Origin of the sequence: Nitratireductor arenosus (genome assembly GCF_009742725.1) — a bacterium.
In the GTDB taxonomy this organism is placed as follows: domain Bacteria; phylum Pseudomonadota; class Alphaproteobacteria; order Rhizobiales; family Rhizobiaceae; genus Mangrovimarina; species Mangrovimarina arenosa.
Window position 1 is genome coordinate 44,255 of record NZ_WPHG01000005.1, and the last position, 13,709, is coordinate 57,963.

The window sequence follows — 13,709 nt, forward strand, 5'->3', positions numbered from 1 at the left end:
ATGCCGAACGATGATCGGGTAAGGACAGGGGGTTGGTTCGCCGCAACCGTCTCGTTCTCCCGCAGTTCGGAGCCTTCATGAAAATCTTTGCCTACAAGCCCGGCCATGACGGCCATGTCGCGCTGTTGGAGGACGGGCGGCTCGCCTTCTCGATCGAGGCGGAGAAGGATTCCGGCCCGCGCTACGGGCCGATCACGCCGGAACTGATGCTGCACGGACTGTCGCTGGCCGACGACGTACCCGACGTGTTGGCCGTATCCGGCTGGCTGCGCTCCTTCCGGCCGATGGCCGATCCGATCGGGGCGGGCTATTTCGGCGAAACCGAGGCCGGCATCATCGACCGGCCGCAGCGTTTCCAGGGCCGCGATATTCGCTATTTCTCCTCCTCGCACGAGCGCTCGCACATTGTCGGCAGCTATGCGATGTCGCCCTTTGCGCAAGGCCAGCCGTGCTATGCGCTGGTCTGGGAAGGCGTGATCGGCAGCTTTTACCGGATCGACGAAAAGCTCGGGGTGAGAAGGCTCGGCACGCCGATGTCGGGACCCGGCCACAAATACGGCTTTCTCTACGGCCTCGCCGATCCGAAACTGCCGGTCGATGCGCGCAAATCGCGGCGCGAGGACGCCGGCAAGCTGATGGCGATCGCCGGTTACGGACACGACACGCCGGAAACGCCGCAGGAGCGCGTGCTGATGGAACGGCTGATCGCCTGGGACGCGGTCGCCGCGCCGTTGCGTAAGGCCGATTTCACCGACACGCCGTTCTTCAATATCGGCCTCGACAGCCAGGAGTTCCGCAATCTCGCCCTCCGGTTCCAGAACGCCGTCTTCGAGCGCTTCGCCGCGTTTGCGCGCCGCGAGATGACCGAGGGCCTGCCGCTGCTGGTGTCGGGCGGCTGCGGGCTCAATTGCGACTGGAACAGCGCCTGGATCGGCTCCGGCCTGTTTGCCGACGTCTTCGTCCAGCCCTGTACCAACGATTCCGGCTCCGCGATCGGCACGGCGGCCGACGCCCAGTATCGCTACACCGGCAACGCCAAGATCGCCTGGGACGCCTATGCCGGCGAGGATTTCGTGCATGACGAGGCCGATCTGTCCGGTTTCGAGGCCGTCGCCCGCGACGATGGTGAACTCGCCGCGCGGCTGAAGGCGGGGGCGGTCTTTGCCTGGGTACAGGGACGCTACGAGATCGGGCCACGCGCGCTCGGCAACCGCTCGCTGATCGCCGCGCCGTTTTCGGCCGAGACCCACACGCGGCTCAACGCCATCAAGCAGCGCGAGGGGTTCAGGCCGATCGCCCCGATCCTTCTGGAAGAGGAACTCGACCGCCATTTCGGCCATCACGGGCCGAGCCCGCATATGCTGTTCTTCCAGACGGTGACCACCGACGCTTTGAAGGCGGTGACGCATGTCGACGGCTCGGCGCGCGCCCAGACGGTGACGCAGGCCCAGAACCCGCAGATCCACGCGCTGTTGACGGCGTTCAAGGCGGCGACCGGCTACGGGGTGTTGTGCAACACCTCGCTCAATTTTTCCGGCAAGGGGTTCATCAACCGGATGAGCGATCTGGTGCGGTATGCCCGCGACACCGGGCTGGACGGCTTTGTCGTCGGCGACGTGTTTTACCGGAAGGCCTGACGAGGCGCGACGCGGCTCGCGCGCTACCGGGCAAGAAGCACGTTCTCCGCAGTCTCGCCGGCCACGACATAACCGCGGTGCGCCAGGACGGCGAGGCAATCCGTGCGCCACAATCTCGACAGCACGGTCTCGATCAGGATGGCGGCCGGCCACAGCGACGGTTCGGCCTGGTCGAAAAACGGCAACAGGGCGCGGTCCTCGAAACCCTCGACGTCGATCTTCAGGAGATCGATCCGTGTAAGCCCCTGGTCGGCGATTTCGGCGGCGAGCGGCCGGACCGCGACCTCGTGTCCGGCGCGTACCGTGCCGGCGGCTTCGGCCAGAAGCGAGGCATGGCCGATATTGCCGCCGCCGTCGCTATGGAGCGTCATCGTGCCGGCCGTTTCGGCAATCGCGAGGTTTCTGGCGACGATGGCGCCGTTGTCGTTGGCCGCGACATTGAAGGCGAGCTTGGCGAAGGTGCGCGGATGCGGTTCGAAGGCAAGCACACGCCCGCTCGGTCCGGCGGCTTTTGCCACGAACAGCGCGTAGGTGCCGACATTGGCGCCGATGTCGACGAACACCATGCCCGGCCCGAAGCGGGGGGCGATCAGCGCCAGTTCGGCCGGCTCCGGCATCGTTGCGCGGCCGAGCAGGACGCGGTCGTCGCGGTTTTCGGTCGGATAGGCGCGTAGCTTCAGCCCCGCGACCTGGACATCGAACGGGCCGGAAAAGCGGCCGGCAAGACGCTTGCGCACCAGACGCCGCGCCGATGGCGAAAGCAGGCCGGCGGTGGCGAGGCGCCACGCCGCCGTCGCCGCGATGCCGGGCCGGCGCCGGCCAAATGGCGTCGTCGTGTCGAGCGGCGGGCGGGGCGTGGCCATGTCGTCGTGCGCCTGCCGGTCAGAGCGCGGGCGTGGTCGATTTGCCGGCACTTTTGTCACCGGTTTCTTCATCGTCGATCGCCGAACGTACCGACCCGGCGATCGCCTCCTTCTGCTCCGGGCTCAATTCGCTCGCCTTTTCGCCGTCGGCAAGCCGCACGGTAACCTCGCGATGGGCGAAGCGCACGCCTTCCTTCTCGAACAGATCGCGGATCGCGGCATAGACCACCTTGCGGGTGACGAACTGGTCGCCGGGCCGGGTCATGAACTTGACCCGAACGATCATCGCCGAATCCTCCATCTTGTAGACGCCCTGCGATTTGAGCGGCTGCAGGAAAAGCGGGCCCACCACCTCGTCCTCGAGCAATTGCTGGCCGAGCTTCTTGATCAGCTTGCGGACCTTCTCGACATCGGTGTCGTAGGTCAGCCGCAGCGGCAGCTTCATCATCACCCAGTCGCGCGAATAATTGGTGAGTTGGTGGATCTCGCCGAAGGGCACCGTGTGGACGGCGCCGAGATGGTGGCGCAATTGGAACGAGCGCATGGAGATCTTTTCCACCACGCCCTTCACATTGTCGATCTCGATATATTCGCCCTTGCGGAAGGCGTCGTCGATCAGGAAGAAGGCGCCGGAAAAAATGTCACGGATCAGGGTTTGCGCGCCGAAGCCGATGGCGATGCCGATGACGCCGGCGCCGGCGAAGAGCGGGCCGACGTCGACGCCGAGATTGGCCAGCACCACCATCGCGCCGATGGCGACGATGGCGGAGATCAGCACGTTGCGGAAGATTGGCAACAGGGTGGCGAGCCGCGACTGGCCCTTGCCGCCCTCGCTGTCGCCTTCGCCGGGATTGCTCGGCTGGTCGTCGAGCGTGCCGCCTTCCTCGACGATCCGGTGATCTATATAGCCGTTGATGGTCCGGTACGCGGAGGCCGCGACGATGACGGCGAGCAGGATGTCGAGCGCGGCGGCGAGCGGATGTCCGCCCTCGCGACCGATGTCGATGCCCCACAGCCGGGCGAGCTCGCCGGCCGAGACCACCAGGATCGTGGCCTGGACGACGTTCTCGAAAAACGGCTTGAAGGCGGGAAAATAGGGGCGAATGGCCGTCGAGGGCTCCTGGGCGGTGCGCATGACGGTCATCTCGCTACCCTCTTCGATCATGTCGCGCATGTCCTCGCTCATGTCCGACATCATCTCGTCGGCGGCCTGCGCGCGTTCCCAGGCCTGCTTTTCGGCCTGCAGCTTCATCTCCTCGCGCCTGAGATGCGCGGCCGCCCGCCGCTCGTAGACGATTTCGATCAGATAGGAGGCGACCGCGTAGGCGAAGATCGCGGCCACGAAGACGATGATCGGGGCGAGGACGGGAACATAACCGCCCGGCAGACCGAGCGTCAGGCGCACCGAACTGACAAACCAGGCCAGCGCCAGATATAGAAGCAGCAGCGGCACGGCGAGAAAAGCCATGGTTTTCAGCCAGGCCGGTTTTTGAGCGTGATCGCCCTTGCCGAGGATGATAGTCCGCAATTCCCGTCTGTGGACGACTGCAAGAAGGGCCAGCATGGCCGCGCAGGCCAGCAGGCCGAAAATGAAGGCGAGGCTGTGGGCGTCGGCGTTGACGGTGTCCATCGCGGCGCCGGACGGACCGTCGTCCAGCGCCAGGATCTGGATCCAGCGGCACAGTCCGATGATGATCGCGCCGATCGCGAGCGCGATCGCCCAGTGCCTGAACACGCGCCGCGCCTGCTCGTCGGTGAGGTCGACGAGGCGATGCGCCGGGGATGTCGGCGCGAAGAAATTCCAGAACACGACGCTGCGCAGCACGCGGTAGCCGATATAGGTCGACACGATGATGAAAATCGTCGCGCGTGTCGGTTCATGGCCTGAATCGAAAATCACCGCCACCAGGATCGCGGTGGCGAACATCACCCCGGCGCTCAACAGCATCCATCCCGCCCGCGCCAGCAGATAGGCCAGCTTGCCGGAGCGTTTTTGCTCGTTTTCGTCGTAGAGCGCACGGAAATGATCGCGTCCCCAGCGCGTCACCAGACGGAACATATAATGCCCGGCGATCAGGCCACCGATCGTCGTTGCCACCGCGACGACGAGCCACCAGGCGGTTCCGTCCGGGCTTGCCGCCTTCAGCGATTTCGGCAGATCGTCCAGGAAAATCAGCGAATTGCCTATCATGCGGCGCATATTGGCGCGCGCCTCAAGCAGGCTTTTGCTCGAAAACGCCATCGTCATCGGCGGATCGGCGGCCTGCTTCTCGTCGCTGCCGGGCTGGACAACGATGACCGTTGAGCCGTCCTTGCGGGCCGCCTCCAGAAACGCCTCCAGCGCGGCGCCGTCGCCAGTTTGCGTCTGGGACGTCTGTGCCAGCGCCGCGCCGGCATGAAGCAGGGCTTGCAAGACGAGGACGGTCAGGACAAACAGGGTCGGACGCAAGAGCCGCAATTGCTGAACGATCGGCCCGAAAGGGGATTGGTTTTTCATGAAATCTGCGCCGAAAATGCCAATCTGTTCAGTTTCAATGCAAAAAAGCGGGATTTAACCAGGGTAAACTATGGTCAAAACCGCGTTTTACGCAATGCGCCATGGCGAGACGCCCTGGAATGCGCAAGGCCGTTTCCAGGGGCATAGCGACATCCCGCTTTCCGCCGAAGGCCGGGCGCAGGCATTGGCGGGCGCTTCGCGCCTGACGGCGAAGCTGATGCAATCGCCCGAGTTGCCAGCGCCCGAACGCATCCTGACCTCACCGCTCGGCCGCGCCCGCGAGACGGCCGAGATCGTGCGTTGCGCACTCGGCCTGCCCGATGAAGCACTGCATGCCGATGCGCGGCTGCGGGAGGCGGGTTTCGGGGCCTGGGAAGGCTTGACGACGCTGGAGGTGAAGGCGCGCTTTCCCGAGGAACGCCGGCGGCGCAAGGCCGACCGCTGGTCCTACGCCCCGCCCGGCGGCGAAAGCTACGCCAATATCGATCGCGCCATGCGCGGCCTGATCGACGAGCTCGATCGGGCGCCCTTGTCGCTTTTGGTCACCCATGCCGGCAATCTGCGTATCATGATGATGCGCGCCGCTGGCCGCGATCCGGCCGAGGCGTTGCGCGATCCCGTCGGCCATGGCGTAGTCCATTTTTTCGACGGGCGTGGGATGCGGGTGGTGTGACGGCGCCGAACCTGTCGGGTCGGGCTCTGGCCGGATAAAATGCCGTCGTCATAAGGTCGTGCCAGGATTGCGGCGATGGGACGTATTGCAAAAATCGAGGGCGCGTCTACGCTGCCGCGACTACGGCGAAGACAGCGCGATCGGGGGAATCGGGCGTGAGCGCGAACAAAGACCTGCTGCGCGTCGAGAACCTCAGCATCTCGATCGCGATCCAGGACACCAGCCTGGATGTGGTGAAGAATGCGAGCTTCCGCATTCCCGCCGGCAAGACAGTTGCGCTCGTCGGTGAGTCCGGGTCGGGCAAGTCGATCATCGCCCAGTCCATTCTGGGTATTCTGCCGCGCGTGGCCCGCATCACCGGCGGGCATATCCGGTTTCGCGACCCGTTGATGTCGGGTGATGAACTCGACATAGCCGCGCTTGACGCCAACGGCGCCGAGATGCGCTCGTTGCGTGGCGGACGTATCGCCATCGTCTTCCAGGAGCCGATGACATCGCTGTCGCCGTTGCACAAGGTCGGCCACCAGGTCGAGGAGGCGCTTGTCCTGCATCGCGAGATCGCCGGCAAGGAGGCGCGCGCGACGACCGAGGAGATGTTGCGCCTGGTCGGATTTCCGCATCCGGAGCGCGCCTATGACATGTATCCGATGGAGCTTTCGGGGGGGCTGCGCCAGCGCGCCATGATCGCGATGGCGCTGATCTGCCGGCCGGCCCTGCTGATCGCCGACGAGCCGACGACCGCACTCGACGTCACGGTGCAGGCCCAGGTGCTCGGGCTTTTGAAGTCGCTGCAGGCCAAGCTCGGCATGTCGCTGCTTCTGATCACCCACGATCTGGGCGTGGTCGCCAACATGGCCGACGAGGTCGTGGTGATCTATCACGGCGAGATCGTGGAGGCCGGGCCGCTGGAGGCGATCTTCAGCGCGCCGGGCCACGCCTATACGCGCGCCCTGATGAAGGCGGTGCCGGACCTGGAGATGGATCGCAACCAGAAGCTTGTCGCCCTGCGCGACAGCACGCCGGTGATCCCGAGCTCGATGAAAGGCCAGACCCGCGACTTTTCCCGCATCGACGGGCCGTTATTGAGCGTGCATAACCTGTCGAAGAGTTATGTCGGCAAGGCGGGACGCTGGTTCGGCGGCACGAAGACACGCACGCTCGCCGTCGACGATGTCAGCTTCGACGTGATGCCGGGCGAGTGTTTCGGCATCGTGGGCGAAAGCGGCTGCGGCAAGTCGACCATCAGCAAGCTGATCATGCGGGCGATCGACGCCGACAGCGGCACGATCCGGTTCGACAACGGCACCGACGCCTGCGAGGTACTGGACCTTGAAGGGCATGCGCTGAAGGAATTCCGCAGGCGTATCCAGATCGTCTTCCAGGACCCTTTCGGTTCGCTGAGCCCGCGCTCGACGATCCTCAACACGCTGAGTGAGCCGCTGGAAATCCACGGTGTCGCGAGCGGCAGGGCGAACAGCCGCAACGCGGCGGAACTGATGGCGCTGGTCGGGCTGCAGACCAGCCAGCTCAACCGCTATCCGCACAGCTTTTCCGGAGGCCAGCGCCAGCGCATCGGCATCGCGCGCGCGCTCGCGCTGTCGCCCGATCTGTTGATCTGCGACGAACCGGTCTCGGCGCTGGACGTCTCCGTGCAGGCGCAGATCCTCAATCTGTTGAAGGATCTGCAAAAGGATCTCGGCCTGACGATGATCTTCATCTCGCACAATCTGGCGGTGGTCAAATACATCGCCGACCGGATCGCGGTGATGCGACGAGGCCGCATCGTCGAGATCGCCGATGTCGAGACCCTGTTTGCGCGGCCCGTCCACCCCTATACAAAAAGCCTGCTTGCCGCCGTGCCCACCATTCGGCTCGATCGCAAGCTCGATTTCTCATATCACGGCGGCGATACCCACGACCCCGCGCAGGACTGGCCGGACGAATTCAAGCCGGGCGCGAACAGCGAACCGCTGGCACTCATGCCGATCGACGAGGGCCATTGGGTGCTTGCCCGTTCGCTGCCGTTCCGGGAGAGGATACCAGCATGACCGCCTCAGGATTTTTCCGACGCGCCCGCTTTTCGGTCTGTTTCGCCGGCCTGCTTGTCGCGTCTGCGCTCGTCGGTGCGCCTGCCCTGGCGCAGGAGCCGCCTTCACTCAAGCAGGCGGTGGAGAGCGGTGCGCTGCCACCGATGGCCGAAAGGCTGCCGGAGACGCCGCGGGTGATCGACCTCGCCGCGCTCGGCCGCAGCGAGGGGCGTTACGGCGGCACGCTGACCATGCTGATGGCCCAGTCCAAGGACATCCGCATGATGACGATCTACGGCTACGCGCGGCTGGTCGGCTTCGATGAAAAGCTGGAGCTCGTCCCCGACATTCTGGAGAGCTTCGAGGTCGAGGAGGGCCGCATCTTTACCTTGAAGCTGCGGCCCGGTCATCGCTGGTCCGATGGCGCGCCGTTTACCGCCGAGGATTTCCGCTATGCCTGGCAAGATGTCGAGACCGATGAGGACCTGTCGCGGGCTGGACCCTCGCAGGTCATGCTGGTCGACGGGGAGCCGCCGGCGTTCGAGGTGATCGACCAGCACACGGTGCGCTACACCTGGTCGAAGCCCAATCCGCAGTTCCTGCCCTCGCTTGCCGGCGGCAGTCCAAACTACATCGCCGTACCGGCGCATTATCTGAAGCAGTTCCACCAAAAATATGTCGACAAGGCCGAACTCGATGCCAAGGTCGCCGATGCCGGCGTACGCGACTGGGTGGCGCTGCACACGATCCGGGCGCGCGCCTACCGCCCGGAGAACCCGGACCTGCCGTCGCTGGAACCCTGGGTCAACATCACGCCGCCTCCGGCCGAACGCTTCATCTTCAAGCGCAACCCCTACTATCACCGGGTCGACAAATCCGGCCGGCAGTTGCCCTATATCGACGAGATCTTCATGGGTATCAGCTCGGCCGACATCATCCCGGCCAAAACGGGGAGCGGCGACAGCGACCTGCAGGCCCGCTATCTGCGCTTCGACAACTACACCTTCCTCAAACAGGCGAGCCAGACACATGGCTACGAGGTGAAGCTGTGGCGCGACGGCGACGGTTCGCAGGTCGCTTATCTGCCCAATCTCAACGTCAACGACGCGGTCTGGCGCGATCTTTTCCGCGACGTGCGGTTTCGCCGTGCCCTGTCGGTCGCGATCCACCGCGAGGAGATCAACCAGCAATTCTATTTCGGCCTGGCGCATCCGGCCGCCAACACCGTGCTCGACACATCGCCGCTGTTCCGGCCCGAATACGATCAGGCCTGGGCGCAATACGATCCCGATCTCGCCAACCGGCTGCTCGACGAAATCGGGCTGGAGCGCGGTGTCGACGGCATCCGTAGGCTGCCGGACGGCCGCCGGGCCGAACTGATCGTCGAACTGGCCGGCGGCACCGAGGAATCCGACGTGACCCAACTCGTCGGCGAATATTGGGGCAAGATCGGCATCAAGATTTTCCCGCGCGCCATGCAGCTCGACAATCTGCGTCGCCGGTTCCTGTCCGGCGACACGCAGATGTCGGTGTGGAGCGGCCTGAATGTCGGCCTGGCCACCGCCGACGTGCCGCCGGAGGAACTCGCGCCGGTCTCATCCGTCCAGGGCAACTGGCCGCAATGGGGACAATATGTCGAGACCGGCGGCAAGGCGGGCGAGATGGTCGACGAGCCGAATGCGTTGCGCCTGCACCAATTGTTCCAGTCCTGGCGGGTGTCGTCGACCACCGAGGAGCGCCGTGCGATCTGGCATGAGATGCTGGGGATCTACACTGACCAAGTCTACACGATCGGCACGGTGAACGGAGTATTGCAGCCGGTGGTGGTGCGCAACACGTTGCAGAACGTGCCCGACAAGGGCATCTACGCCTTCGCTCCGGTCGCCTATTTCGGCGTCTATATGCCCGATACGTTCTGGTTTTCGGCAGGGGATTAGGCCGGTTGCTGCGTTACATTGTCTACCGACTGCTGGCCGCGATCCCGACACTGTTCCTGATCAGTGCGCTGGTGTTCCTGATCATAGAACTGCCGCCGGGCGATTATTTCGAGACCTATGTCGCCGAGCTGCAGGCGCAGGGCGAGACGGTCGATCCGAAGAAGATCGAATATCTCAAGGAACAATACGGTTTCGACAAGCCGCTGCTGGAGCGCTACCTCACCTGGGTCGGCGGCATGCTGCAGGGCGATTTCGGCTATTCATTCGAATATGAGCTTCCGGTCAGCGACGTGGTCGGAAACCGGCTCTACCTCACCATCGTGGTTTCGATGGTGACGATTATCTTCACCTGGCTGATTGCGTTTCCGATCGGCATCTACTCGGCGACGCACCAATATTCCTGGGGCGATTACGGGCTGACCTTCATCGGCCTCTTGGGCCTGGCGACGCCGAATTTCCTGCTGGCGCTGATCCTGCTTTATCTCGCCAATGTGTGGTTCGGCACCTCGATCGGCCATCTTATGGATGCGCGCTTCATCGACCAGCCGATGAGCTGGCCGAAATTCCGGTCGATGGCCGAGCACATGGTGATCCCGGTGATCGTCATCGGCACGGCGGGCACGGCCGGCATGATCCGCCGGCTGCGCGCCAATCTCCTCGACGAGTTGCAGAAGCAATATGTGGTCACCGCCCGCGCCAAGGGCGTGCCGCCGCTGCGGGCGCTGTTGAAATATCCGCTGCGCATGTCGCTCAACTTCTTCATCGCCGATATCGGCAGTATCCTACCCGCGGTGATCTCCGGTGCTGAGGTAGTGGCGATCGTGCTGTCGCTGGAGACGACCGGCCCGCTCTTGATCCGCGCCCTGCAGAGCCAGGACATGTACCTCGCCGGCTCGTTCCTGATGTTCCTGGCGACATTGACGGTGATCGGCGTGCTGATCTCCGACATCGCGCTGGCCGTCCTCGATCCACGTATCAGACTGCAGGAAGGACGCCGGCGATGACGTCCCCGCTACCGCCGGACGGCGCCCGGCTCGACCATTTCGTCTCGCAGACGGCCTTCGATCCCGATGTGGTGGAGAAGCTGACGCCGGCGCAGGAGCGTATCTATCTAGCCTCGCAACTGCGGCTGATGTGGTGGAAATTCCGTCGCCACCGCGCGGCGGTGATATCGGGCATCTTCCTGGCGCTGCTTTACGCCTCGATCCTGATCAGCGAGTTTTTGGCGCCCTATAATCTGGAAAGCCGCAACGTCAACGCGATCTACATGCCGCCGCAGAGCGTGCATCTGTTCCACGAGGGCGCATTCATCGGTCCGTTCGTCTACGGGACCAAGTTCGAGCTCAATATGGAGACGCTGAAGCGCGAATACACCGCCGACACGTCCCAGGTTCAGAAATTGCGCTTCTTCTGCCGCGGCGACCGCTACCGCTTCTGGGGCCTTTGGGAAAGTAACGCGCACCTGTTCTGTCCGGCCGAAGGCGGCAATGTCTTCCTGCTCGGCACCGACAGGCTCGGACGCGACGTGCTTTCGCGCATCATCTACGGCACACGCATCTCGCTGACCATCGGCCTGATCGGCATCACGGTCAGTTTCATTCTCGGCATCTCGATCGGTGGCGCCGCCGGCTATTACGGCGGCTGGGTCGACCATATCGTGCAGCGCATCATCGAGGTGCTGCAGAGCCTGCCGAGCATTCCGCTGTGGCTGGCGCTGGCCGCGATCATGCCGGTGACCTGGAGCCCAATCCTGGTCTATTTCGGCATCACCATCATTCTCGGGCTGATCGACTGGACCGGGCTGGCGCGCGCCGTGCGCTCCAAGCTCCTGTCGCTGCGCGAGGAGGAATACGTAGTGGCGGCGGAGCTGATGGGAGCGAGCCCCGTACGGGTCATTTTCCGTCATCTGATTCCCGGCTTCATGAGCCATCTGATCGCCTCGGCCACCATCACCATCCCGACCATGATTTTGGGCGAGACGGCGCTGAGTTTTCTCGGCCTCGGCCTGCGTCCGCCGGTGACGAGTTGGGGCGTGCTGCTCAACGAAGCGCAAAACATCAACGTGGTCGCGCTCTATCCGTGGCTGATCCTGCCCGTGGTGCCGGTGATCCTGGTCATCCTGGCCTTCAACTTCCTCGGCGACGGCCTGCGCGACGCCGCCGACCCCTATCACTGACCGGCGGAAGCCTGCGCGGCGAGGAGGTCGCCGGCGCGGCGAAGGACCAGCCCTTTGTCGCCGGTGAGATAGGACAGCAGGCCGTCGAGCGTCGCCCAGGCACTCTCGTCATGGACGAGATGATGCGACAGGATGCCGACCGGCGGGCCGCCACGCACGCGCGCCTCGCCGAGCCGGCGGCGCGTCTCGGCAATCGTCCAGTCGAGCGAGCGGCCCTTTCGACCGCCATGCCAGTCGACGATGTCGATATGGGTATTGAGTTCGGACAAGCGCGTGCCGGTCGGGCGCCAGGAATGGGTCGAAAGCGCAGAAAAACCGGCCTCGTGCACCCGCGCGGCGACCGCCGGCGCGATCCGGTTCCACGGCGGCACCAGAATGCCGGAGAGCCGGGAACCGAACAGGTCTTGCAGCCGGGCGCGCCCGGCGCGCAACTCGGCCAGCACCTCGTCGACGTCGCGGTCGCCGCCGAGTTCGACCGCCTTTTCGGTGTCGGGCGTGTGGCGGCGATGGGCATAACCGTGGACGCAGGGCGTCACCAGCGGCTCCGTGGCGATGCGCGCGGCGAGTGCAGGCGTCGCGTCGGCCGGAATGATTGCCAGCAGGACCGGCGCAAGGTGGCGCCTGGCAAGCGCGATCAGCCGGTCAAGTTCCTGGGAGGGATTGGTGGCGTCGTCGTCGCGCAAGAACAGGCGCGGCTCGAGCCCCTCGTCGGCCCAGCGCGCCAGTTCGCGGTCGAGGTCGGCGAACGCGTTCATCGTTGTCGCGTCGTTTGCTTCGCGCGCTCGAGAAGCGGGTCGAGCGTGTGTTTGAACAGCCGCGCGGCCGCCGCGATCGAATGGTGCTCGGCGACGTTCGTGCGTCCGGCGGCGCCGATTTTCAGCCTGAGCAGGCGCGAGTCGAGCAGGCGGGCGAGATTGGCGCGAAAGGCTTCGACGTCGTCTTCGGGGGCGAGCAGACCGCTTGTGGGCGTCACCACGACCGGGACGCCGGCAACGGCGTAGGCCGCCACCGGCAAAGCGAGCGCCTGTGCCTCGAGATAGGTCATGCCGAACGCCTCGCCGAGCCCCGGCCAGACGAAGATGTCGGCCGCGCCCATCCAGGCGCAGACGTCGGCTTTGGGCAGCGCGCCGGCGAAAAAAACGCGGCCGGGCGGCAGGGTGGAAAACATCGCCTCGACCTCGGCGCGACCGGGACCGTCGCCAACGACGACGAGGTTCCACGGGCGCGCGGCGAGACCCGACAGGATCGTGGCAAGAGCTTGGTAGGAGGCCATCTTGGCGCCGGGCCGCATCATGCCGACGGACAGCAGCAGCGGTGCGCCGTCGCCGAAGGGGACGGGCGGCGGGGCTCGTGTTGTCGTTGCGGTCGTGTCGATGAAGGGGGCCAGGGGGACGATCGTGCCGGGATCGTCGAGAAAACTCTCCAGATAGGCCCGGTCGGAGGGTTTCAGGCAGAAATTCGCGGCTGCGCCCGCAACGGCGGCCTGGACGGCGGCGCGCGCCTCTGCCCAGTCGGCGTCGGTCGCCTGGCGGGTGCGGCAGGCTTCGGCCGTCACGTAGGGAATGCCGAACGCCTGGGACACGGCCGGCCCGATCCAGTCCGGGGCCTTGCAATAGGGGTGATAGGTGAACCACAGATCGGGCGCGGTGGCCGGCTTGTGCGACCACATGTCAATCAGCCGGTCGCGCTCGGCCTCGCATGCGGCCTTGCGATCCTGGAAAAGCACCGGCGAGGGGCGCTTTTGATAGGAGATCGTCTCGGTGGCGAGCGCCACTCGATAGCCGGCCAGGCGCAGCGCCTTCATCATCGCGCGGGCGATCTCGCGATCGCCCGACGGGATCGGGTGCTCGGGTGATTTCAACGGGGCGTAAAAGGCGATTTTCCCGGACATCGGCACAA

Annotated in this window: 10 protein-coding genes; 6 read left to right on the forward strand and 4 right to left on the reverse strand. The window is 64.9% G+C overall.

All coding sequences use genetic code 11. The features are described 5' to 3' along the window. The first annotated feature begins 77 nt into the window (after positions 1-77). Entirely contained in the window at positions 78-1,637 is a 1,560-nt protein-coding gene (locus GN330_RS18970; RefSeq protein ID WP_156714405.1) for a carbamoyltransferase C-terminal domain-containing protein, read from the forward strand. A gap of 23 nt (positions 1,638-1,660) precedes the next feature. Here GN330_RS18970 and GN330_RS18975 read toward each other — a convergent pair whose 3' ends face one another. After that, on the reverse strand, positions 1,661-2,500 hold the full coding sequence (locus tag GN330_RS18975; protein ID WP_197435241.1) for an FkbM family methyltransferase: 840 nt from the start codon (positions 2,498-2,500) through the stop codon (positions 1,661-1,663). Between the two features lie 19 nt (positions 2,501-2,519). Next, positions 2,520-4,997, reverse strand: coding sequence for a mechanosensitive ion channel family protein (locus tag GN330_RS18980; RefSeq protein WP_156714410.1), 2,478 nt, complete (start codon positions 4,995-4,997; stop codon positions 2,520-2,522). Positions 4,998-5,067: 70 nt separating this feature from the next. Between GN330_RS18980 and GN330_RS18985 the strand changes: the two genes are divergently transcribed. The 5 genes from GN330_RS18985 (at position 5,068) to GN330_RS19005 (ending at position 11,810) form a co-directional block, all read left to right on the forward strand. After that, positions 5,068-5,670 (forward strand): histidine phosphatase family protein, encoded by a 603-nt coding sequence (locus GN330_RS18985; protein WP_156714412.1) that lies wholly within the window; start codon positions 5,068-5,070, stop codon positions 5,668-5,670. Positions 5,671-5,825: 155 nt separating this feature from the next. Beyond that, on the forward strand, positions 5,826-7,718 hold the full coding sequence (locus GN330_RS18990; protein ID WP_343040923.1) for an ABC transporter ATP-binding protein: 1,893 nt from the start codon (positions 5,826-5,828) through the stop codon (positions 7,716-7,718). Beyond that, the gene (locus tag GN330_RS18995) at positions 7,715-9,634 is read left to right on the forward strand and encodes an ABC transporter substrate-binding protein (protein ID WP_156714415.1); all 1,920 of its coding nucleotides are present in this window, start codon (positions 7,715-7,717) and stop codon (positions 9,632-9,634) included. The genes GN330_RS18990 and GN330_RS18995 overlap by 4 nt, the downstream gene beginning before the upstream one ends. 5 nt (positions 9,635-9,639) lie before the next feature. After that, a complete protein-coding gene (locus GN330_RS19000; RefSeq protein WP_156714417.1) occupies positions 9,640-10,638 on the forward strand; it encodes an ABC transporter permease in 999 nt (332 codons plus the stop codon). Further along, positions 10,635-11,810: an ABC transporter permease gene (locus GN330_RS19005; protein WP_156714418.1), complete on the forward strand. Its 1,176-nt coding sequence runs from the start codon at positions 10,635-10,637 to the stop codon at positions 11,808-11,810. Before GN330_RS19000 ends, GN330_RS19005 begins: the two co-directional genes overlap by 4 nt. Here the strand turns inward: GN330_RS19005 and GN330_RS19010 are convergent. After that, positions 11,804-12,565 carry a polysaccharide deacetylase family protein gene (locus GN330_RS19010; protein WP_156714419.1) on the reverse strand — a complete coding sequence of 254 codons (762 nt, stop codon included), beginning with the start codon at positions 12,563-12,565 and terminating at the stop codon, positions 11,804-11,806. The two genes, GN330_RS19005 and GN330_RS19010, sit on opposite strands and share 7 nt — an antisense overlap. Continuing rightward, complete coding sequence (locus GN330_RS19015; RefSeq protein ID WP_156714420.1) at positions 12,562-13,701, reverse strand: glycosyltransferase family 4 protein; 1,140 nt, start codon at positions 13,699-13,701, stop codon at positions 12,562-12,564. The genes GN330_RS19010 and GN330_RS19015 overlap by 4 nt, the downstream gene beginning before the upstream one ends. Positions 13,702-13,709: the final 8 nt, after the last annotated feature.

What these genes read in the sequence shown, in the direction of transcription:
- GN330_RS18970 (WP_156714405.1), top strand. Translation starts at nt 78, where the DNA reads ATGAAAATCTTTGCCTACAAGCCCGGCCATGACGGCCATGTCGCGCTG.
- GN330_RS18975 (WP_197435241.1), bottom strand. Translation starts at nt 2,500, where the DNA reads ATGGCCACGCCCCGCCCGCCGCTCGACACGACGACGCCATTTGGCCGG.
- GN330_RS18980 (WP_156714410.1), bottom strand. Translation starts at nt 4,997, where the DNA reads ATGAAAAACCAATCCCCTTTCGGGCCGATCGTTCAGCAATTGCGGCTC.
- GN330_RS18985 (WP_156714412.1), top strand. Translation starts at nt 5,068, where the DNA reads ATGGTCAAAACCGCGTTTTACGCAATGCGCCATGGCGAGACGCCCTGG.
- GN330_RS18995 (WP_156714415.1), top strand. Translation starts at nt 7,715, where the DNA reads ATGACCGCCTCAGGATTTTTCCGACGCGCCCGCTTTTCGGTCTGTTTC.
- GN330_RS19005 (WP_156714418.1), top strand. Translation starts at nt 10,635, where the DNA reads ATGACGTCCCCGCTACCGCCGGACGGCGCCCGGCTCGACCATTTCGTC.
- GN330_RS19010 (WP_156714419.1), bottom strand. Translation starts at nt 12,565, where the DNA reads ATGAACGCGTTCGCCGACCTCGACCGCGAACTGGCGCGCTGGGCCGAC.
- GN330_RS19015 (WP_156714420.1), bottom strand. Translation starts at nt 13,701, where the DNA reads ATGTCCGGGAAAATCGCCTTTTACGCCCCGTTGAAATCACCCGAGCAC.